This is a genomic window from Novosphingobium sp. BL-S-20 (assembly GCF_055521635.1).
Genome location: NZ_CM145494.1, coordinates 1,425,895 through 1,443,500, shown reverse-complemented (window position 1 = coordinate 1,443,500; position 17,606 = coordinate 1,425,895). Strand labels below are relative to the sequence as shown.

Sequence of the window (17,606 nt, the reverse complement as noted above, 5' to 3'; positions counted from 1 at the left end):
AACGCCGGCTCGGAGGCACCGAACCCCCTGCCCTTGGCAATCAGGCCTCGCACCTGTAGAGCGAGCGGCAACTTTTCCGATCCAGATCCTATTTCCAGAGGAAACCGATGGCTGCCCAATACGCCTTCGTCATGAAGGGCATGACCAAGACCTTCACCGGCGCGCCCAAGCCGGTGCTGAACGACATCAACCTGCAATTCTACCAGGGTGCAAAGATCGGCATCGTCGGCCCGAACGGTGCCGGCAAGTCGACCCTGATCAAGATCATGGCCGGCATCGACACCGATTACACCGGCGAAGCCTGGGCGGGTGAGAACATCACCGTCGGCTACCTGGAGCAGGAACCGGAACTCGATCCGACCAAGACCGTGCTCGAAAACGTCAAGGACGGCGCCCGCGCGACCGCCGACATGGTCGATCGCTTCAATGCCATCGGCATGGAGATGGGCGAGGAAGACGCCGATTTCGAAGCGCTCGGTGCCGAGATGAGCGAGCTGCAAGACAAGATCGACGCGGTCGATGGCTGGACGCTCGACAACCAGCTCGAAATCGCGATGGAAGCGCTGCGCTGCCCGCCGGGCGACTGGCCCGTCGACAAGCTCTCGGGCGGTGAAAAGCGCCGCGTGGCCCTCACCCGCCTGCTGATCCAGAAGCCGTCGATCCTGCTGCTCGACGAACCGACCAACCACCTCGACGCCGAATCCGTCGAATGGCTGGAAAACCACCTGAAGGAATACGCGGGCGCGGTGCTGATGATCACCCACGACCGCTACTTCCTCGACCACGTGGTGGACTGGATCCTCGAACTCGACCGCGGAAAGTACTTCCCCTACGAAGGCAACTACTCGACCTACCTCGAGAAGAAGGCCAAGCGCATGGAGCAGGAGGACCGCGAGGAATCCGGCCGCCAGAAGGCGCTCAAGGACGAGCTGGAGTGGATGCGGCAGACCCCCGCCGCCCGCCAGACCAAGTCGAAGGCGCGTATCCGCAAGTTCGAACAGCTTCAGGAAGCCCAGGCCGGCCGCAAGCCCGGCAAGGCGCAGATCGTCATCCAGGTGCCTGAGCGTCTGGGCGGCAAGGTCATCGAGGTGAAGGGCATCTCGAAGGCGTTCGGCGACAAGCTGCTGTTCGAGGACCTGTCGTTCATCCTGCCGCCGGGCGGAATCGTCGGCGTGATCGGCCCGAACGGCGCCGGCAAGTCCACGCTGTTCAAGATGCTCACCGGCAAGGAACAGCCGGACGAAGGTTCGATCGAGATCGGTTCGACCGTGCACCTCGGCTTCGTGGACCAGAGCCGCGACCATCTCGACCCCAAGAAGAACGTCTGGGAGGAAGTGTCCGACGGCCTCGACTATATGAAGGTCAACGGCCACGACATGTCGACCCGCGCCTATGTCGGTGCGTTCAACTTCAAGGGCGCCGACCAGCAGAAGAACGTCGGCAAGCTTTCGGGCGGTGAACGCAACCGCGTGCACATGGCCAAGATGCTGAAGGAGGGTGGCAACGTCCTCCTGCTCGACGAACCGACCAACGACCTCGACGTCGAAACGCTCGGCGCGCTGGAAGAAGCCATCGAAAACTTCGCCGGCTGCGCCGTGGTCATCAGCCACGACCGCTTCTTCCTCGACCGTCTGGCGACTCACATCCTCGCCTTCGAGGGCAACAGCCACGTCGAATGGTTCGAAGGCAACTTCGAGGCTTACGAAGAAGACAAGCGCCGCCGCCTCGGCGATGCGGCCGACCGTCCGACCCGTCTGGCATACAAGAAGCTGACGCGCTGACGCGCTGGGCAAGAAGCCGACGCGCTGATCTTTCCGATCGGATGAAGCAAGCGAAGCCGCCGTCCAGGCTACTGGACGGCGGCTTTGTTCATTCAGAGCGAGACGAACCTGAACAATCAGCGCAATCGCGGTTCACCATTCCGACAGCGCATATGGCCTAGACATAGGCCCAGGATGAACCGTCATCGCCGGGCGGGAAATCCGGTTTGGAGACCGGAAAATGACAAAGGAACATACACTGAAGGCGAAGACGCTCCTTTCCGCTGCCGCACTCGGCGCAATGGTCGTTGCCGCTGTGGGACTTGCGGTTCCGACTGCGGCCATGGCCGACCCGCGCCCCGAGCGTGCTCGCGGCGAGGATCGCGGTGGCGGTGAACGCCGTGGCGGCAATGGCGGCATGTACCGCCCCGCCCAGCAACAGCAGGCGCGCCCAGACGTCCAACGCCCGCAAGCGCCCCAGCGTGTGGAGCGAACAGAGCGCCCGTCGGCGTGGCGTGGCGGCGGTGATCGTCCCCAGTTGCAGCAGGCTCGCCCACCCCGGCAGGCCCAGCAGGACGCCCGCCCTGATCGCGGCCCCGATCAGGGCCAGCCGAGCTGGAAGTCCGGCAATCGCTGGCAGGGCAACAACGGAGTACCGGGAGGCTGGCAAGGCTCGCGCGGCAACGACGACCGCCGCTGGAATGCCGGAAATCGCCCCGATAGGCCTGACGCCAGACCCGATGTTCGCCCCGGCGATAACCGTCCGGACGGGCGTCCCGATGGCCGTCCCGGCTGGAACAACAACGACAATCGTCCCGACCGGAATGCCTGGGGCAAGGACCGCCGTAACGACGATCGCCGCTGGAACAACAACGACAACCGCCCCGATCGTAACGCCTGGGGTCGGGATCGCCGAAACGACGATCGGCGCTGGGCCGGCAACGACAACCGCCGGTGGGACCGTAACGACTGGCGCCGCGACAACCGCTACGACTGGCAGCGCTATCGCGACCGCAACCGCTCGGTCTACCGCATGGGCGGCTATTACGCGCCCTATCGCGGCTATGCCTACCGCCGCCTGAGCATCGGCTTCTCGCTGGGGTCGCTGTTCTACGGCAGCAACTACTGGATCAACGATCCCTGGGAATATCGCCTGCCGCCCGTCTACGGTCCCTATCGTTGGGTCCGCTATTACGACGACGTGCTGCTGGTGGACGTCTATTCCGGCGAAGTGGTGGACGTGATCTACGACTTCTTCTGGTAATCGCCCAGGAAAGCCCCCGGATCAGCCGATCCGGGGGCTTTTCGCATCCGCCTCCAAAGCCCCCGGTTTCGTCGCCCACAGCTTTCGTGGCGCGATCCGATTGATCCCGGCCCGCAGGCGGCTAGTCTCGACATATGAAACCCGTCCATCCCGATTGCGACGCTCTGGCAAGGACGGGCAGCCACGTTCGCAAGCGCCTGGCGGAAAATCCCGCGCTTGCCCGGCTGGCTGTGGAAGGCGCGGAAATCTACAGCGCGCCCGGATTTATCAGCGATGCGCATTGTCGTCATATCATGGACCTGATCGACCAGGTCGCCTGCCCATCCCGCCTCGTCGAGGAAAGCGACTGGGAAGGATACCGGACCAGCTTCTCCGGCGATATCGACCCGCAGGACCGCATTGTCCGCGCGCTTGACGAGCGGCTGACCGCGCTTACCGGCATCGCCCAGGGCCACGGCGAATCCGTGCAGGGGCAACGCTACAATCGTGGCGAATACTATCGCGAGCACTGGGACTGGTTCGATACCCAGGCGCCTTACTGGGGCCGCGAAAACCGCAACGGCGGGCAGCGCAGCTGGACGGCGATGGTCTATCTCAACGGCGTGGAGGAAGGCGGCACCACCGATTTCATCCACCTCGATCTCAAGGTGTCGCCGGCAGCCGGATCGCTGCTGATCTGGAACAACGCCCTGCCGGACGGCTCGCCGAACCCGCTGACGATGCATGCTGCTCGTCCAGTGCTGCGCGGCGTCAAGTACGTGGCGACGAAATGGTTCCGCGCCAGACCCTGGAAATAAGGCCTTGGAAGTAAGCCCCTCAGGCTTCCTCGCCGTCCTCCGCCGAACGACGTGCTTCCAGATATTCCACCAGATGATCGAACCGGCGGTGCAGGCGGATGATTTCCAGCTGCGTCCTCAGGTTCACCTCGTAGTCGTGCCGCGCGGTTATGCGGTCCTTCTCGGCCTGCCGGTTCTGGCTCATCATGATGACCGGCGCCTGGATCGCCGCCAACATCGAGAGCATCAGGTTCAGGAAGATATAGGGATAGGCATCGAAGGGCCTGATTCCCAGCGCCTGCAGGACACTGCTGTTGAGCAGCATCCAGCCGAACAGCACCACCGCGAAAGCGATGATGAAACCCCAGCTTCCGCCGACCGCCGCAACCCGATCGGCCAGCCGGTCCCCGCGCGTGGCGTGAAGAGCCGCCAGTTCATCCGCATTGGGACCGACGACGGTTCCGGTCGCGATGCGGCGGAGGACCTCCCGGTCCTCCTTGTCGAGATCGTCGAACCGACGCCCGAGCAGCTCTTCGGCGAGTTCCTCGGGCGTTCTGGGGTTCTTGTGCATCTACGGCCTCAATTCGCCGCCGAAAGCGCCTCGGCGATCAGCTTGCGCGTTTCGGGCACGCCATAAAGGGCGATGAAGCTGCCCATGCGCGGCCCCTGCGGGCTGCCGAGCAGCGTCTCGTAAAGCGCCTTGAACCAGTCGCGCAGGCTTTCGAACTGATAGGCCTCGTTCTTGCCGATCTCGTAGACCACGTTCTGGAGTTCCTCGGCGCTCGCCTCTGGTCCGGCCTTCTCCAGTTCGGCGTCGAGCACCTTGAGCGCTTCGGCTTCGGTGGCGCTGGGTGCGCGGCGCTGGAGCGTCGGCGCGATGAAGTCGCGGTTGGTGGCAAGCGCGGCGCGGACCATCTCGCCGAGTTCCGGATGGGCCTCGGGATTGGCGTCCGCCACATAGTTGCCGAGATAGGACCAGACCTGATCGGCGGTCGCATCGGCGCCGAGCACGCCCACGAGATTGAGCAGCAGCGAGAACGTCACCGGCACGGTATCGCCCGCACCCTGATCCTCTTCACCGTTCGCGCGCAGCAGATGCCAGACCGGATTGCCAAGCTGCTTGTCCAGCGCCTGCCCTGCGAGATTCCCACGGAACTGCCAGTATTCGTCGACCGCCTTGGGGATCACGCCGACGTGAAGCTGCTTGGCGCTCTTGGGTTCGCGGAACAGGTAGAAGCCCAAGGACTCCTCCGTGCCGTAAGTCAGCCACTGCTCGATGGTGAGACCGTTCCCCTTGGACTTGGAGATCTTCTCGCCGTTCTCGTCGAGGAACAGTTCGTAGATCAGACCCTCCGGCTTCCGGCCGCCCAGTACCTGCACGATCTTGCCCGACTGGGTGACCGAATCGGTCAGGTCCTTGCCGCACATCTCGTAGTCGACGCCGAGCGCATACCAGCGCATGGCCCAGTCGACCTTCCACTGGAGCTTGGCCTTGCCGCCGAAGGCCGACTGCTCGACGACGGAGCCGTCCTCGTCGGTGAAACGGATGAGGCCGGTGGCGGGATCGAGCACTTCGACCGGCACCTGAAGCACCACGCCCGTGGTGGGCGAGACCGGCAGGACCGGCGAATAAGTCTTGCGACGCTCCTCGCGCAGGGTCGGCAGCATGATGTCGAGAATGCCCTGGTTGCATTCCAGCACGCGCTTCAGCGCAGCGTCGAATTCACCGGAATTGTAGCGGTCACTGGCCGAGACGAATTCGTAGTCGAAGCCGAAACGGTCGAGGAACTCACGCAGCATCGCATTGTTGTGATGCGCGAAGCTCTCGTGGGTGCCGAAGGGATCGGGAATGCGGCTGAGCGGCTTGCCGAGATTGGCGGCGAGAACTTCGGAATTCGGGATATTGTCGGGCACCTTGCGCAGCCCGTCCATGTCGTCCGAGAAGGCAACGAGGCGCGTCGGCGCGCCGCCGGTCAGCGCTTCATAGGCGCGGCGGACGAGCGTGGTGCGCAGAACTTCCTGGAACGTGCCGATATGCGGCAGGCCCGAGGGGCCATAGCCGGTCTCGAACAGCACAGGCGCGCCACCGGGTTTGCCCTGCGGATAACGCTTGAGCAGCTTCTGGGCCTCCTGGAAGGGCCAGGCCTTGGACACACGTGCGGCTTCGATCAGGGCTTGTTCAGTCATGGCAGCGCTCTTTGGCCAAAAGCGCGCATTTCGCAAGAGCGAAGAACGACAGGCTGGCGGACGCCGGTAAATCGCAACCTGACCGGATCAAGGCGAAGTCCGAACCATCGCACTATCTCGGAAGCCCCTCCCTCACCGCCCCACCCCGTCGTCCCCGCGAAGGCGGGGATCCCGCTTTCCTTTTGGCACGCAGAGACGCAGAGAACTCCAAGGTATTGCTGCACAGTTTTCTCTGCGTCTCTGCGAAAAAAGCGGGGTCCCCGCCTTCGCGGGGACGACGTGGGGTCAGGGTGCCGGACGAAACAGGCCGCTCCGATCAGCCTTCCCGCCACTGCCAGTCGTAAGCGAGCGGCACCTCGCGGAAGGCGAAACGGTCGATGTGACGGGCAACCACGTCAGTCAGGCCCTCCACATCTTCGCGCTTCTCGCCGGTGATGGCGATGGTGATGCCCTCCCCATCCGCCGCCATGGTGGCGACGGCGTTCGGGAACGTAACCGTGCCGGTATCGCCGTCCACTTCGGTCTGGAACTTGTGACTCCAGTTTTTGCAGAGTTGGCGGACATATTTGCCGCCGCTCTCCGTGGCGACGCGGGCCGTGATCGTGCTCATCCTTCGATCCTTTCGATCTTGCGGGTCGCCTCGTCGAGCGCATCGGCAATCTGGAGGATCACCTCGCGATTGGCGCCGTCCTTCGACAGACGGTCGAACATCGCGATCTTCAGCGCATGCATGGCGCGGCGGACGGGTGCAGGGTCAACCTTCTCGCGCGCCTCGGCAAGCGCGGAAAGCCGGGTCTTGAGAGCCTCGGCCTTGTCGGCATCGGCTGCAGCCTGCGCGCGGCCTTCCTCGGTCGCCTCATAGGACTTGCGCGAGCCAGCATCGGCTGCCGGAGCGATCAGCCCGGACTCTTCCATGTAAGTGAGCGCCGGATAGACCACGCCGGGGCTCGGCGCATAGTCGCCGCCGGACAGGTTTTCGATCTCGCGGATCAGGTCGTAGCCGTGCCGCGGGGTCTCGGCGATCAGTGCGAGCAGCAGGGTCTGAAGCTCGGTCTGGTCGAACAGACGCTTGCGACGTCCGCCCCCCATGGGTCCACCGCGACCGCCCCCGAAGCCGCCCCCGAAACCTTCGCCGCGACCGCCGCGACCACCTCCCCGGCCACCGGGAACGCCGCCGCCGAAGCCGTCATCGTCGCGGCCAAACGGACTGCGGCCCATGCCGAATCCGCCGCGACCGCGCATCCCGCGCGGTGCGTGATCTTCTTGGTGGCGGCATTCGCCGCGTTCTGCGCGGCCCATGCCGCGCCGGTGAGAATGGAAATCTCTCATATCGTTCCTCTTCATGATGGCATCAAGATATATCTTAAAGCATCTCCTGCAAGGCCATAAAATGTATCTTGATGTATTTTTTATCTGGATGGTCCGGTTTTCGACGGAAGCCGCGCCTGCAAGGTTTCCCTTTTGTCCGCGCCTTGCCTAAGACGAAGGCCATGGCCGCCCTGCCCATTCCTGCCCTTCACGCCAGCCATGGCGGTTCCTGGCTCCGCGACGGATCGGGCCATACGCGCCGGGTCTCGAAAGGCGAATCGGTCACGGCGGCGGCGGATACGCCGCTACTGATCCTCAACGCCCCGCTGGTGGCGACGCGCCTTGGCTATCCGGACTTGTCCGGGCTCGACCTGCTGGAACTATACGCATTCGTGCATCCGGCCCGCTTCGTCGTGCCGACGCCGAAGGGCCTCGCCCAGGCGCTCGACCTCGACGTGCCGCAGGACGATGCCGATGTGCCCCGCCTGCTCCAGGAAGCGGCGAGCGCCCTGCTGGATATCTGCGAAAGCCCGACCTGGTCCGAGCGTGAAGGCGCCTGGACTTCGCTGCAATCGCTCGTGCGGATGCGTTGGCCCTGGGCCAGCCTGCTCGGTCCGCGCATCGCCAAGCCCGAACGCGCCGAGCGCTGGCTCTTCACCAAGCTGCCGGAATGGGAGGAAAGCCCCGAACTGCCGCAGCCCCGGCAGATCGTCCTCGAAAAGGGCGAGGTGCTCCAGCGCCTCGCACAACTGACCGGCAGCAGCGCCGAGCAGCGCCCCTCCCAGCAGGCCTATGCCGCCGAGGCCGCCGCCGCCTTCGCGCCGCGCCAGTCCTCGGGACGTCCGCATGTGGTGCTGGCACAGGCGGGCACCGGGATCGGCAAGACGCTGGGCTATCTCGCCCCCGCCTCGCTCTGGAGCGGGCTTTCGGGCGGCACGACCTGGGTTTCGACATATACCAAGGCGCTGCAACGCCAGCTCCGCAAGGAGAGCCGCCGCGCCTGGCCCGAACGGCGCGCGGACGGCACCCCGCCCGTGGTCGTGCGCAAGGGCCGCGAGAACTACCTCTGCCTGCTCAATCTGGAAGACGCCCTGCAAGGCGGCTTCACCGGACGCCCGGCGATCATGGCGCAGCTCGTCGCGCGCTGGGCCGCCTATACGCAGGACGGCGACATGATCGGCGGCGACCTGCCCGGCTGGCTCGGCACCCTGTTCCGCCAGCGCGGCATCAACGCCCTCACCGACCGGCGCGGCGAATGCGTCTATGCCGGTTGTCCGCACTATCGGAAATGCTTCATCGAGCGCGCCGCCCGCGCCAGCGCCGGGGCGGATCTGGTGATCGGCAACCACGCGCTGGTGATGATCAACGCCGCGCGCGGCCGCGACCATGCCGCCCGGCCCACGCGCATCGTCTTCGACGAAGGCCATCACGTCTTCGATGCCGCCGATTCGACTTTCGCCGCCGCCCTCACCGGCACCGAGGCGATCGAACTGCGCCGCTGGGTGATCGGCCCGGAAAAGGCCTCACGCGGACGGCGGCGCGGCCTTTCCGCCCGTCTCGCCGATGTCGCCAGCTATGACGAGGCCGGGGCCAGGGCGATCAACGCCGCCCGCGCCGCCGCCGAAGCCCTGCCCGGCGACGGCTGGATGCAGCGCCTGACCGAAGGCGAACCGTCCGGTCCGATCGAGGAACTGCTCGCCGCCGTGCGCGCCGCCGTTTACGCCCGCGACGAAAGCGGCGGTCAGGAAGCGGGCTACGGACTGGAGACCGAGGCGGCGGGCCTCGACGGCTCGTTCGTCGAAGTGGCCGAAGCCGCGCGCGATGCTCTGGGCGAACTGCGCCAACCCCTTGTCAGACTAGGCCTAAGGCTCGAAGCGCTTCTGGAGGACGGGCCGGACTGGCTCGACGGTCCGGGCCGCGCCCGCATCGAAGGCGCACGCCAGTCGCTGGGCTGGCGCGTCGATATCCTGCTCGCCTGGGAAGCGATGCTGGGGCGCCTCGGCGGCCCCGCCGATCCGGAATTCGTGGACTGGCTAGCGCTCGACCGCTCCGAAGCGCGCGAATACGATGTCGGCATTCACCGCCACTGGCTGGACCCGATGAAGCCTTTCGCCAGCACCGTGCTCGAACCCGCCCACGGCGTGGTCATGACTTCGGCGACCCTGCGCGACGGCGAAAGCTGGGACAAGGCCGTGGCCCGCTCCGGCGTCAACCATATCGATGTCGCGCCGAAGCTCTCCGAACACCTCAGCCCCTTCGACTATGCCACCCAGGCCGAAGTGCTGATCGTCACCGACGTGCCGCGCGGCGACATTCCCGCGCTCGCAGGTGCCTATGGACGGCTGATCGAGGCCGCTGGCGGCGGTGTGCTCGGCCTGTTCACTGCCATCCGCCGCCTGCGCGCGGTCTATGGCCGCATTGCCGACCGCCTCGCGCGCGGCGGCCTGCCGCTTTACGCACAGCATGTCGATCCGATCGACACCGGCACTCTGGTCGATATCTTCCGCGACGATCCCGCCGCCTCACTCCTCGGTACCGACGCCTTGCGCGACGGCGTCGATGTGCCCGGCGAATCGCTGCGCCTCGTCGTCATGGAGCAAGTACCCTGGCCGAGGCCGACCATTCTCCATCGCGCCCGGCGCGTGGCGGGCGGCGGCTCGGTCTATGACGACGGCCTGATCCGGGCCAAGCTCGCCCAGGCGTTCGGGCGCCTGATCCGCAGCAAAGGCGATCGCGGTCATTTCGTGGTGCTGTCCTCGGCATTCCCGTCGCGCCTGCTCAGCGCCTTCCCCGCCGGAACCCCGGTTCTTCGCATTTCGCTGGAGGAGGCCTTGCATCGCGTGGCGTGGAATGGTTCAGGGGAAAGCGAAAAACGCGGCAGCGCGCCAAGTCCATCCGTCGCGCCGGACGCCTGAGCATCGCCATTTAAGGGCTAGCATGAAAACGCTTGGAATCTTCCGCCACGCCAAGTCCGACTGGCACGATGCCCGCCTGCGGGACTTCGACCGCCCGCTCAACAAGCGCGGACGCAAGGGCGCCGCTCTGATGGGGCTGCATATCCGCGACCATGCAGTAGGCTGGAAGCGCGTGCTCGCCTCGCCCGCCGTCCGCGTCACCCAGACGCTCGAACTGGCTGGAGAGGCTGCGGGCGAAATGCCGCCCGTAACATGGGACCGGCGGATTTATCTGGCGAGTTCTGCCACCCTGCTCGATCTGCTGCGCGAACAGTCCGGCGATCCGCGCTCGATCATGCTCGTGGGCCACAATCCCGGCCTCGAGGACCTGATCTTCGACCTCGTGCCCGACGACGGCAGCAGCCCCATGCGCGACATGGTAGAAGAGAAATTCCCGACCGCGGCCTATGCGGTGATCGAACTCGACATCGAATCCTGGGACCAGATCACCGAGAATGGCGGCCGCCTCATCCATCTGAAGCGCCCGCGCGATCTCGACCCCGAACTGGGACCTACGCTTCTCGACTAAAATCCGACCGGATTCGAAATCAGGCCGCCGCGAGCGCGTCAGCCAGTCGCGTGCGAATCCGCAGCAGTTGCTGTTCCACGAAATCCGGCAGAACCGCAGAAGCAGGCTCAGCCGCGCTGGCAACGACGATCTCGGTCGGCTCGTTGCCTTCCAGCGCCATGCGTGCACCGCGCAAGGTATAGCCTTCGCGATTGACCAGCCTGTCGATGCCCGCGATCAGCGCGACATCTTCAGGCCGGTAATAGCGACGGTTGCCACTGCGCTTGATTGGCTGAAGCGCAGGAAACTGCTCTTCCCAATAACGCAGCACATGCTGGCGAATGCCGAGCGCCTTTGTCACTTCACCAATCGTGCGAAGCGCATCCGGCGCCTTCCCATCGTTGAAGATGGAATCCGTCATTCCTGAATTCTCCGTATCACCGACTTGATGCTGAATCCGGATCAGCCGGTAATGCGATCCTTCAGCATCTGACTGGCCCGGAACGTCATGACCCTGCGGGGAGTGATAGGCACTTCCACACCTGTTTTCGGATTGCGTCCGATTCTTTCACCCTTGTCGCGCAAAAGAAAAGTCCCGAATCCCGAAATCTTGACATTCTCACCCTCTGAGAGGGCGTCAGTCATATGCTGCAATATAGTTTCCACCATCGCAAGCGACTCGGATCTGGACAGACCGAGCTTCCTGTGGATGGCTTCAGCGATTTCCGCCCTGGTCAACGTGTCCGTGGAGCGCATAAGTCCCGCATCCCCTCCTGCGACAACCCCCCTTCCAACAATATTATGAAAATATGTGGGAAAAGCAATGGTTCCCGGCAAACGTTTCGCCGATGTTCCGCAATGGGGCAAAAATCAGATGCGGATAACGCTGGCGCCCCAGGTAAAGCCGCCGCCCATCGCTTCCAGCACCACGAGATCACCCTCGTGGATACGCCCGTCGCGCACTGCCTGATCGAGCGCAAGCGGCACCGAGGCAGCGGAAGTATTGGCGTGCTGCCCAACCGTCATGACCACCTTCTCGGCCGGCAGATTGAGCTTGCGCGCGGTCGCATCGAGGATGCGGGCATTGGCCTGATGAGGCACCAACCAGTCGATATCCTCGGGAGAATGTCCTGTTTCCTCAAGAACTTCCTTGAGAACATCGGCCAGATTGACGACAGCGTGGCGGAAGACCTCGCGGCCCTTCATGCGCAGCTTGCCGACCGTGCCTGTGGTCGAGGGACCGCCGTCGACGTAGAGCAACTGGTTGTGTGCGCCATCGGCGTGAAGGCGCGTGGCGAGAACGCCGCGCGGCGCTTCCTCGCCCTGTTCCTGCGCTTCAAGCACGATCGCACCGGCACCGTCGCCGAACAGGACGCAAGTGGTGCGGTCTTCCCAGTCGAGAATACGGCTGAAAGTTTCCGAACCGATCACCAGCGCCCGCTTGGCCATGCCCGAACGCAACATCGAATCGGCAACGCCGACCGCGTAGAGGAAGCCCGAGCAGACTGCGGCAACGTCGAAGGCGATGCAGCCCCGGCAACCGAGATTGTTCTGGACGATCGTGGCGGTAGCCGGGAAAGTCTGGTCAGGCGTGGCCGTGGCCAGCACAATCAGATCGATCGACGATGCCTCGAAACCAGCGGCCTCGATCGCCTTGCGCGCCGCATCGGTGGCAAGGCTGGAGGTCGTCTCGTCAGGCGCTGCGATATGGCGGTTTGAAATGCCGGTACGCTCGACGATCCACTCGTCGCTGGTATCGACTTTCTCGGCCAGTTCCGCATTGCTGACCGAACGACGCGGCAGGGCAGAACCCGTACCGACGAGAACCGAACGAAGCATCAGGCGCTCTCTTGCTGGACGCGGGGCTTGCGCAAGGACGTCCCGCCCAGGCGGGCGAGGTCGGCAGAGATCCGCTCGGTCACGTTTTCCTCCAGGAGGCGTGCGGTGACCGCCACGGCATTGGCAACGCCGGCAGCATTTGCACCGCCATGGCTCTTCACCACGATACCGTTGAGACCCAGGAAAACCGCGCCGTTATGATTGTTGGGATCGAGATGGTGCTTGAGCAGCTCGGTCGCCGGTTTCGAGATCAGGAACCCGATCTTCGAACGCAGTGAACTCGTGAAGCCCCGTCGCAGCAGCTCGGCCACGAAACGCGCCGTGCCTTCGACGGCCTTGAGCGCGACGTTGCCGGAAAAACCGTCGGTAACAACAACATCCATGTCGCCGCGCCCCAGCTTGTCGGCCTCCGTGAACCCGTCGAAGGAAATCGACAGATCGGCAGCAGAAGCCTTGAGCATCGCCGCTGCTTCACGCAGGTCCTCGGTGCCCTTGGTTTCCTCGGTACCGATGTTCAGCAGGCGCACGCGCGGCTGCTCGCGTCCCGTGGCGACGCGGGCATAGGCAGCGCCCATGATCGCGAACTGCACGAGGTTGCGCGCATCGCACTCGGCATTGGCGCCGAGATCGAGCATGACCAGGTCATGTTCCTCGAGAGTCGGCAGCAGAGCGGCCAGCGCCGGGCGATCGATGCCGGGCATCGTCCGCAGCGCAAGCTTGGAAATCGCCATCAGCGCGCCGGTATTGCCGGCACTGACGGCGGCTCCGGCGTCACCCGCCTTCACCGCCTCGATAGCGCGCCCCATCGAGGTACCCTTGGCCCGGCGCAGGGCCTGGCTGGGTTTTTCCTCGCCACTGATGACGCCTTCAGTGTGCAGGATCTCGGAACTTGCCCTGAGGTTCGGATGACTTTCGAGCGCGGCCTTGATCCGCGGCTCATCACCGACCAACAGGAACTTGAAGCGATCGTGACGACGGCGCGCGAGAGCAGCGCCTTCAATCATGACGCGCACGCCCTCGTCGCCGCCCATCGCATCTATAGCGATACGCGGCAGACTCATGGGCAACCTCCGAAAATCGTCTTGGTCTTAGATTTCGACCGCGACGATCTCACGACCGTTGTAGTGGCCGCAAGCGTTGCAGAGGTTGTGGGGGCGCTTCAGCTCGCCGCAGTTCGGGCACTCGTGGAAAGCCTCAACCTTCAGCGCGTCGTGGCTACGACGCATGCCACGGCGGGAGGGGGTGGTCTTTCTTTTAGGGACAGCCATTTCGGCACCTGTTCCTGGAATTGAATGTCAAAAAGGCCGCCGGAAACCGTATTCGCGGACCGGCGGCTTGCGAAGGCGCGCCTATAACCCATTTCGCACGAGTTGCAACCCGTTCCTCTGCGCAGCATGAAAGCGAAATTCACCCAGGGGGAAATCGATCCATGATTCTACAGACAACTTTATGCCTCGCGGCGGCAGCGGGCGTGATCACCTTCTGGCATATAGTGCGTATCGCCCAATTGCGCATGAAAGAAAAAGTGCTGTTCGGGGACGGCGGCCACGACCTGCTGTCGCGCCGCATGCGCGCGCAGCTCAATTTCGTCGAAAGCACACCCTTTGTGCTGATCCTGGCCGGAGCCATCGAAATGACCGGGAAAGGCGGCACCTGGCTGGCGATCCTTGGCGCGCTGTTCATGCTCGGCCGTGTCGCCCATGCGCTGGGCATGGATATCGACAGGCCCAATCCGCTGCGAATCCTCGGCGTCCTCTTCACCGTTCTCACCTTGCTCGGGCTATCTGCGGTGGCCTTGCTGATCGCGCTTGGCAGGCTCTGAGAACGAAAATGGGCGGCGCCGACGGCACCGCCCATTCCTTATATATGGCAGGACAACGACTCAGGCCGGAAGTCCGCGCTCCAGCGCAGCATCGCCCACATAGGGATTCGTCCGCCGTTCATCCCCGAACGTGCTGATCGGCCCGTGCCCCGGAACGAAAGTCACGTCATCACCAAGCGGCCAGAGCTTGCCGGTGATCGAATCGACGAGGTCCTCCAGATTGCCGCGCGGGAAATCCCAGCGCCCGATGCCGCCCTGGAACAGCACGTCCCCCACCATCGCGAACTTGCTGGGCGCGTGGTGGAACACGACATGGCCCGGCGTGTGCCCCGGACAATGGACGACATCGAGTTCAAGCTCGCCCACCGTCACCTTGTCGCCATTCTCCAGCCAGCGGTTCGGCTCGAAAGTATGGGCCTCCATGTTCCAGCGCGGGCCATCGTCGTTGAGCTGGGCGATCCAGAAACGGTCTTCTTCCTGCGGGCCTTCGATGGGCACGCCCATCTCTTTCGCGAAGACCCCGGCCATGCCGCAATGGTCGAGATGCCCGTGCGTCACGAGGATTTTCTCCAGCGTCACGCCGGTTTTTTCCAGCGCCTGACGCAGCTTCGGCAAGTCCCCGCCCGGATCGACGAAAGCGCCGCGCATGGTCTTGGTGCACCATATCAGCGAGCAGTTCTGCTGAAGCGGCGTAACGGGAATGATGCCGACGCGCATCGGCTGCTGCTCTGGGTTTTCGCTCATACTTCCGGAAATGGCGGGAAGGCCGAAGGAATGCAACCTTGCCCCTCTTCGGTCAGATGCGCCCGCCCTTCCAAACGACCCGGCCGATCACCTCGATTTCCTCCAGCGCGCATTCGATCGGACGATAGGCGGGATTGTCGCTGAGCAGCGCAATCCGCCCTGCCCGCCCGGATTCCAGTCGCTTGACCAGAACCGTATCGTCGAGCCGGACGACATGGATGCCGTCACGCAAGGGCCTCCAGTCCCGATCGACCAGTATCTCGTCGCCGTCGCGCAGCACCGGCTCCATCGAATCGCCGCTGACGACGATGGCCGAGAGCATTTCCGGTCGCAGCCCCATGGAGCGAAGCCAGCGGGGCGAGAACCGGATCGTTCCGAACACCTCTTCCCCGCCCGGCAAGGCCCCCGGTCCGGCAGAGGCGCCGATGGCCAGACGCGGTACATCCACCCAATCACTCTTGTAGGAATTTCGGGCAAGGTCATAGGAATTTTCCTTCACCTTGCCGAATTCGGCTTCATCGACCCCGAAGAACCGCGCCAATGTCCCGCGATCCCCCTCTTCCAGCTTTCTTGGACTGCCTTTTCTAATGAATTGCTGAAGATAAGTAGTATTCTTTCCAATCATTCTGGAAAGTGAAGAAAGGCTTATGCCGCGTTCTTCGGCCAGTTCCAGCAAGCGACGGCGGATTTCGGCGTTTTCCATCTTGTAATCCTACGCATAGGAAATTTCCTAGACAAGGGGCTTTTGGATGGAACATAATAGAAACATAGAATCGCGATTCCCGTGTTTTGGAGCGCCCATCCCATGCTTCTGAGCCAGATAGAGCACTTCCTGCGGCTCACCCGGATGCCTTGGACCCGGTTCGGTCGCCTCGCCGCGCAGGACCCGCGATTCGTCGGCGATTTGCGCAACGGACGCCGCCCCCGTCGCCCGACCGCCGCTCGCATCCGATCCTTCATGACGATTTATCTGGAGAGCCCCTATGCACGTTAATCCTGCCCACGACCGCTCGATGCTCCAGTCGGCTCGAATGGCCATGGGCGAATCCGGCCAAGGGTCATATACGCGGGGCCCATGGCTGCCTCTGCTGGCAGAAATCCTGAAGCTGGCGGGAACGCGCGCCGAATTCCTGCGACATGCCGAACGCCCCTGGAACAGCGCGACATTTTCCGGATCGCGCCATAGCGTCGCGCTTGCCTTCACCGGCGAGGACGCGATCGCCGATGGGGACCGCCTGATCGAAGCCCTGCCCGAGCATGAATTCACGATACCCCGTCAATTGGTCGCGGACGCAGCCGTAAGCGAGGCTGAGCATTGTGCCGGACCGCCGCCTTGCCTCACTCTCGAACTCGAACTGCTCCTGCTCGAAGATTCCTGATCGGCAAAAACAAAAAAGGCAGGGCCAACGCCCTGCCTTTTCCACTCGAAGACACCTCGCGCTCCGGAAACGATGCCCGCTCAGTAGCCTTGCGAAAGATCGACGCCGTGCTCCAACGGCTCCCCCCGCACGAAATGCTGGAGATTGGCAAGAAAGCGCGCGGCACCCCGCTCGAACAGGGTATCCTGCGCACGCCCCGCCAGGTGCATCGAGATGTGAATATTCTCACGTGCCCACAGCGGATGATCGGCGGGAAGCGGCTCCGGCTCGGTCACGTCCAGGAAAGCGCCGCCAAGGTGCCCCGAATCGATGGCCGCCAGCAGGGCATCCTGTTCGATCACCGTTCCCCGCGCGAAGTTCAGGAAAACCGCACCCGGCTTCATCGCCGAAAACTCCGCTTCGCCGAACATGCGCTGGGTTTCGGGGGTGGAAGGAACGATCGCGATCACCCAGTCGAAGCGGCCGAGCTGACCGCGCCAATCGTCCGATCCGAGATCGTTCGGCCCCGGACGGCGACGCACGCCGGTCACTTCGGCGCCGAACACGCGAAGGATTTCAGCAATCCGGCCGCCGATCTCCCCGGCACCCACGACCAGCACTTTCGCGCCGAGGAGTTCACGCTTGCCCGGCGGCTGCGCCAGCCACTCGTGGCGATCCTGCGCCCGTACCACGGCGCGCCAGTCTTTCGCGACGGTCAGCATCCCCATCACCGCATATTCCGCCACCGACTGGGCGTGAATGCCCGAACCGTTGGTCAAGCTGATGCCCCGCTCCGCAATGAGCGGCAGGGGAAGCCAGTCGACACCCGAAGACAGCGCTGTGTACCAACGCAGATTGCCTGCCGCGGCGATGAATTCGGCGGCCAGCGCCGGCGCGACGGGGTCCAGCCAAGCGATCTCGGCACGCGGCGCCAGTTCGAGAAGCTGCTCGCCATCCTCATACCACAGCGGCTCGATACCGGCGGGAAGATGCCCCTCCAGCAAGGCGCGTGACTTGGCGTTGATCACGGCGATGGTCATTGACAGGCTCCGAAATTGGGGAAAATCTGAGACTTGGTAGATCGGC

Annotated in this window: 19 protein-coding genes; 7 read left to right on the top strand and 12 right to left on the bottom strand. The window is 64.0% G+C overall.

Annotation, left to right across the window (positions count from 1 at the left end):
• The first annotated feature begins 107 nt into the window (after positions 1 to 107).
• The 3 genes from ettA to ACZ1II_RS14655 all read left to right on the top strand — a co-directional run bounded on the left by ettA (position 108) and on the right by ACZ1II_RS14655 (position 3,821).
• Complete coding sequence (gene ettA, locus ACZ1II_RS14665) at positions 108 to 1,781, top strand: energy-dependent translational throttle protein EttA (RefSeq protein ID WP_465147095.1); 1,674 nt, start codon at positions 108 to 110, stop codon at positions 1,779 to 1,781.
• A 220-nt stretch (positions 1,782 to 2,001) separates the two neighbouring features.
• Positions 2,002 to 3,024: an RcnB family protein gene (locus ACZ1II_RS14660; protein ID WP_465147094.1), complete on the top strand. Its 1,023-nt coding sequence runs from the start codon at positions 2,002 to 2,004 to the stop codon at positions 3,022 to 3,024.
• Positions 3,025 to 3,158: 134 nt separating this feature from the next.
• Entirely contained in the window at positions 3,159 to 3,821 is a 663-nt protein-coding gene (locus tag ACZ1II_RS14655; RefSeq protein WP_465147093.1) for a 2OG-Fe(II) oxygenase, read from the top strand.
• A gap of 19 nt (positions 3,822 to 3,840) precedes the next feature.
• Here ACZ1II_RS14655 and ACZ1II_RS14650 read toward each other — a convergent pair whose 3' ends face one another.
• From ACZ1II_RS14650 to ACZ1II_RS14635, 4 genes are all read right to left on the bottom strand, one after another.
• Positions 3,841 to 4,371: a DUF1003 domain-containing protein gene (locus ACZ1II_RS14650; protein WP_465147092.1), complete on the bottom strand. Its 531-nt coding sequence runs from the start codon at positions 4,369 to 4,371 to the stop codon at positions 3,841 to 3,843.
• 8 nt (positions 4,372 to 4,379) lie between these two features.
• A complete protein-coding gene (locus ACZ1II_RS14645) occupies positions 4,380 to 5,987 on the bottom strand; it encodes a lysine--tRNA ligase (protein WP_465147091.1) in 1,608 nt (535 codons plus the stop codon).
• A 316-nt stretch (positions 5,988 to 6,303) separates the two neighbouring features.
• Positions 6,304 to 6,597 carry a DUF2218 domain-containing protein gene (locus tag ACZ1II_RS14640; RefSeq protein ID WP_465147090.1) on the bottom strand — a complete coding sequence of 98 codons (294 nt, stop codon included), beginning with the start codon at positions 6,595 to 6,597 and terminating at the stop codon, positions 6,304 to 6,306.
• On the bottom strand, positions 6,594 to 7,286 hold the full coding sequence (locus ACZ1II_RS14635; protein ID WP_465147089.1) for a PadR family transcriptional regulator: 693 nt from the start codon (positions 7,284 to 7,286) through the stop codon (positions 6,594 to 6,596). The genes ACZ1II_RS14640 and ACZ1II_RS14635 overlap by 4 nt, the downstream gene beginning before the upstream one ends.
• Positions 7,287 to 7,477: 191 nt before the next feature.
• On the opposite strand from ACZ1II_RS14635, the gene ACZ1II_RS14630 reads away from it, so the two are divergent.
• Both ACZ1II_RS14630 and ACZ1II_RS14625 read left to right on the top strand, forming a co-directional pair.
• Positions 7,478 to 10,210, top strand: a complete 2,733-nt coding sequence (locus ACZ1II_RS14630; protein WP_465147304.1) for an ATP-dependent DNA helicase — start codon at positions 7,478 to 7,480, stop codon at positions 10,208 to 10,210.
• Positions 10,211 to 10,232: 22 nt separating this feature from the next.
• Positions 10,233 to 10,778 (top strand): SixA phosphatase family protein, encoded by a 546-nt coding sequence (locus ACZ1II_RS14625; RefSeq protein ID WP_465147088.1) that lies wholly within the window; start codon positions 10,233 to 10,235, stop codon positions 10,776 to 10,778.
• A gap of 19 nt (positions 10,779 to 10,797) precedes the next feature.
• Here the strand turns inward: ACZ1II_RS14625 and ACZ1II_RS14620 are convergent, their stop codons facing one another.
• From ACZ1II_RS14620 to rpmF, 5 genes are all read right to left on the bottom strand, one after another.
• The gene (locus ACZ1II_RS14620; protein ID WP_465147087.1) at positions 10,798 to 11,178 is read right to left on the bottom strand and encodes a MerR family transcriptional regulator; all 381 of its coding nucleotides are present in this window, start codon (positions 11,176 to 11,178) and stop codon (positions 10,798 to 10,800) included.
• Positions 11,179 to 11,219: 41 nt separating this feature from the next.
• The gene (locus ACZ1II_RS14615) at positions 11,220 to 11,513 is read right to left on the bottom strand and encodes an integration host factor subunit alpha (RefSeq protein ID WP_465147086.1); all 294 of its coding nucleotides are present in this window, start codon (positions 11,511 to 11,513) and stop codon (positions 11,220 to 11,222) included.
• 114 nt (positions 11,514 to 11,627) lie between these two features.
• Entirely contained in the window at positions 11,628 to 12,596 is a 969-nt protein-coding gene (locus ACZ1II_RS14610; RefSeq protein WP_465147085.1) for a beta-ketoacyl-ACP synthase III, read from the bottom strand.
• On the bottom strand, positions 12,596 to 13,657 hold the full coding sequence (plsX, locus tag ACZ1II_RS14605; protein WP_465147084.1) for a phosphate acyltransferase PlsX: 1,062 nt from the start codon (positions 13,655 to 13,657) through the stop codon (positions 12,596 to 12,598). Before plsX ends, ACZ1II_RS14610 begins: the two co-directional genes overlap by 1 nt.
• Before the next feature lie 27 nt (positions 13,658 to 13,684).
• Positions 13,685 to 13,864 carry a 50S ribosomal protein L32 gene (gene rpmF / locus ACZ1II_RS14600; protein WP_013833797.1) on the bottom strand — a complete coding sequence of 60 codons (180 nt, stop codon included), beginning with the start codon at positions 13,862 to 13,864 and terminating at the stop codon, positions 13,685 to 13,687.
• A gap of 20 nt (positions 13,865 to 13,884) precedes the next feature.
• On the opposite strand from rpmF, the gene ACZ1II_RS14595 reads away from it, so the two are divergent.
• The gene (locus tag ACZ1II_RS14595; protein ID WP_465147083.1) at positions 13,885 to 14,418 is read left to right on the top strand and encodes an MAPEG family protein; all 534 of its coding nucleotides are present in this window, start codon (positions 13,885 to 13,887) and stop codon (positions 14,416 to 14,418) included.
• A 60-nt stretch (positions 14,419 to 14,478) separates the two neighbouring features.
• Here ACZ1II_RS14595 and ACZ1II_RS14590 read toward each other — a convergent pair whose 3' ends face one another.
• Together ACZ1II_RS14590 and ACZ1II_RS14585 are read right to left on the bottom strand one after the other, a co-directional pair.
• A complete protein-coding gene (locus ACZ1II_RS14590) occupies positions 14,479 to 15,162 on the bottom strand; it encodes an MBL fold metallo-hydrolase (protein ID WP_465147082.1) in 684 nt (227 codons plus the stop codon).
• 52 nt (positions 15,163 to 15,214) lie between these two features.
• Complete coding sequence (locus ACZ1II_RS14585; protein WP_465147081.1) at positions 15,215 to 15,865, bottom strand: LexA family transcriptional regulator; 651 nt, start codon at positions 15,863 to 15,865, stop codon at positions 15,215 to 15,217.
• Positions 15,866 to 16,145: 280 nt separating this feature from the next.
• Between ACZ1II_RS14585 and ACZ1II_RS14580 the strand changes: the two genes are divergently transcribed.
• Positions 16,146 to 16,541 (top strand): hypothetical protein, encoded by a 396-nt coding sequence (locus tag ACZ1II_RS14580; RefSeq protein ID WP_465147080.1) that lies wholly within the window; start codon positions 16,146 to 16,148, stop codon positions 16,539 to 16,541.
• Positions 16,542 to 16,621: 80 nt separating this feature from the next.
• Here ACZ1II_RS14580 and ACZ1II_RS14575 read toward each other — a convergent pair whose 3' ends face one another.
• Positions 16,622 to 17,560, bottom strand: a complete 939-nt coding sequence (locus ACZ1II_RS14575) for a D-2-hydroxyacid dehydrogenase (RefSeq protein ID WP_465147079.1) — start codon at positions 17,558 to 17,560, stop codon at positions 16,622 to 16,624.
• Positions 17,561 to 17,606: the final 46 nt, after the last annotated feature.

Coding starts and splice junctions, on each gene's coding strand:
- ACZ1II_RS14645 (WP_465147091.1), bottom strand. CDS start 5,987: ATGACTGAACAAGCCCTGATCGAAGCCGCACGTGTGTCCAAGGCCTGG.
- ACZ1II_RS14575 (WP_465147079.1), bottom strand. CDS start 17,560: ATGACCATCGCCGTGATCAACGCCAAGTCACGCGCCTTGCTGGAGGGG.
- ACZ1II_RS14580 (WP_465147080.1), top strand. CDS start 16,146: ATGCACGTTAATCCTGCCCACGACCGCTCGATGCTCCAGTCGGCTCGA.
- ACZ1II_RS14630 (WP_465147304.1), top strand. CDS start 7,478: ATGGCCGCCCTGCCCATTCCTGCCCTTCACGCCAGCCATGGCGGTTCC.
- ACZ1II_RS14640 (WP_465147090.1), bottom strand. CDS start 6,597: ATGAGCACGATCACGGCCCGCGTCGCCACGGAGAGCGGCGGCAAATAT.
- rpmF (WP_013833797.1), bottom strand. CDS start 13,864: ATGGCTGTCCCTAAAAGAAAGACCACCCCCTCCCGCCGTGGCATGCGT.
- ACZ1II_RS14590 (WP_465147082.1), bottom strand. CDS start 15,162: ATGAGCGAAAACCCAGAGCAGCAGCCGATGCGCGTCGGCATCATTCCC.
- ACZ1II_RS14585 (WP_465147081.1), bottom strand. CDS start 15,865: ATGGAAAACGCCGAAATCCGCCGTCGCTTGCTGGAACTGGCCGAAGAA.
- ACZ1II_RS14655 (WP_465147093.1), top strand. CDS start 3,159: ATGAAACCCGTCCATCCCGATTGCGACGCTCTGGCAAGGACGGGCAGC.
- ACZ1II_RS14660 (WP_465147094.1), top strand. CDS start 2,002: ATGACAAAGGAACATACACTGAAGGCGAAGACGCTCCTTTCCGCTGCC.
- ettA (WP_465147095.1), top strand. CDS start 108: ATGGCTGCCCAATACGCCTTCGTCATGAAGGGCATGACCAAGACCTTC.
- ACZ1II_RS14610 (WP_465147085.1), bottom strand. CDS start 12,596: ATGCTTCGTTCGGTTCTCGTCGGTACGGGTTCTGCCCTGCCGCGTCGT.
- ACZ1II_RS14650 (WP_465147092.1), bottom strand. CDS start 4,371: ATGCACAAGAACCCCAGAACGCCCGAGGAACTCGCCGAAGAGCTGCTC.
- ACZ1II_RS14615 (WP_465147086.1), bottom strand. CDS start 11,513: ATGCGCTCCACGGACACGTTGACCAGGGCGGAAATCGCTGAAGCCATC.
- plsX (WP_465147084.1), bottom strand. CDS start 13,657: ATGAGTCTGCCGCGTATCGCTATAGATGCGATGGGCGGCGACGAGGGC.
- ACZ1II_RS14625 (WP_465147088.1), top strand. CDS start 10,233: ATGAAAACGCTTGGAATCTTCCGCCACGCCAAGTCCGACTGGCACGAT.
- ACZ1II_RS14635 (WP_465147089.1), bottom strand. CDS start 7,286: ATGGGCCGCGCAGAACGCGGCGAATGCCGCCACCAAGAAGATCACGCA.
- ACZ1II_RS14620 (WP_465147087.1), bottom strand. CDS start 11,178: ATGACGGATTCCATCTTCAACGATGGGAAGGCGCCGGATGCGCTTCGC.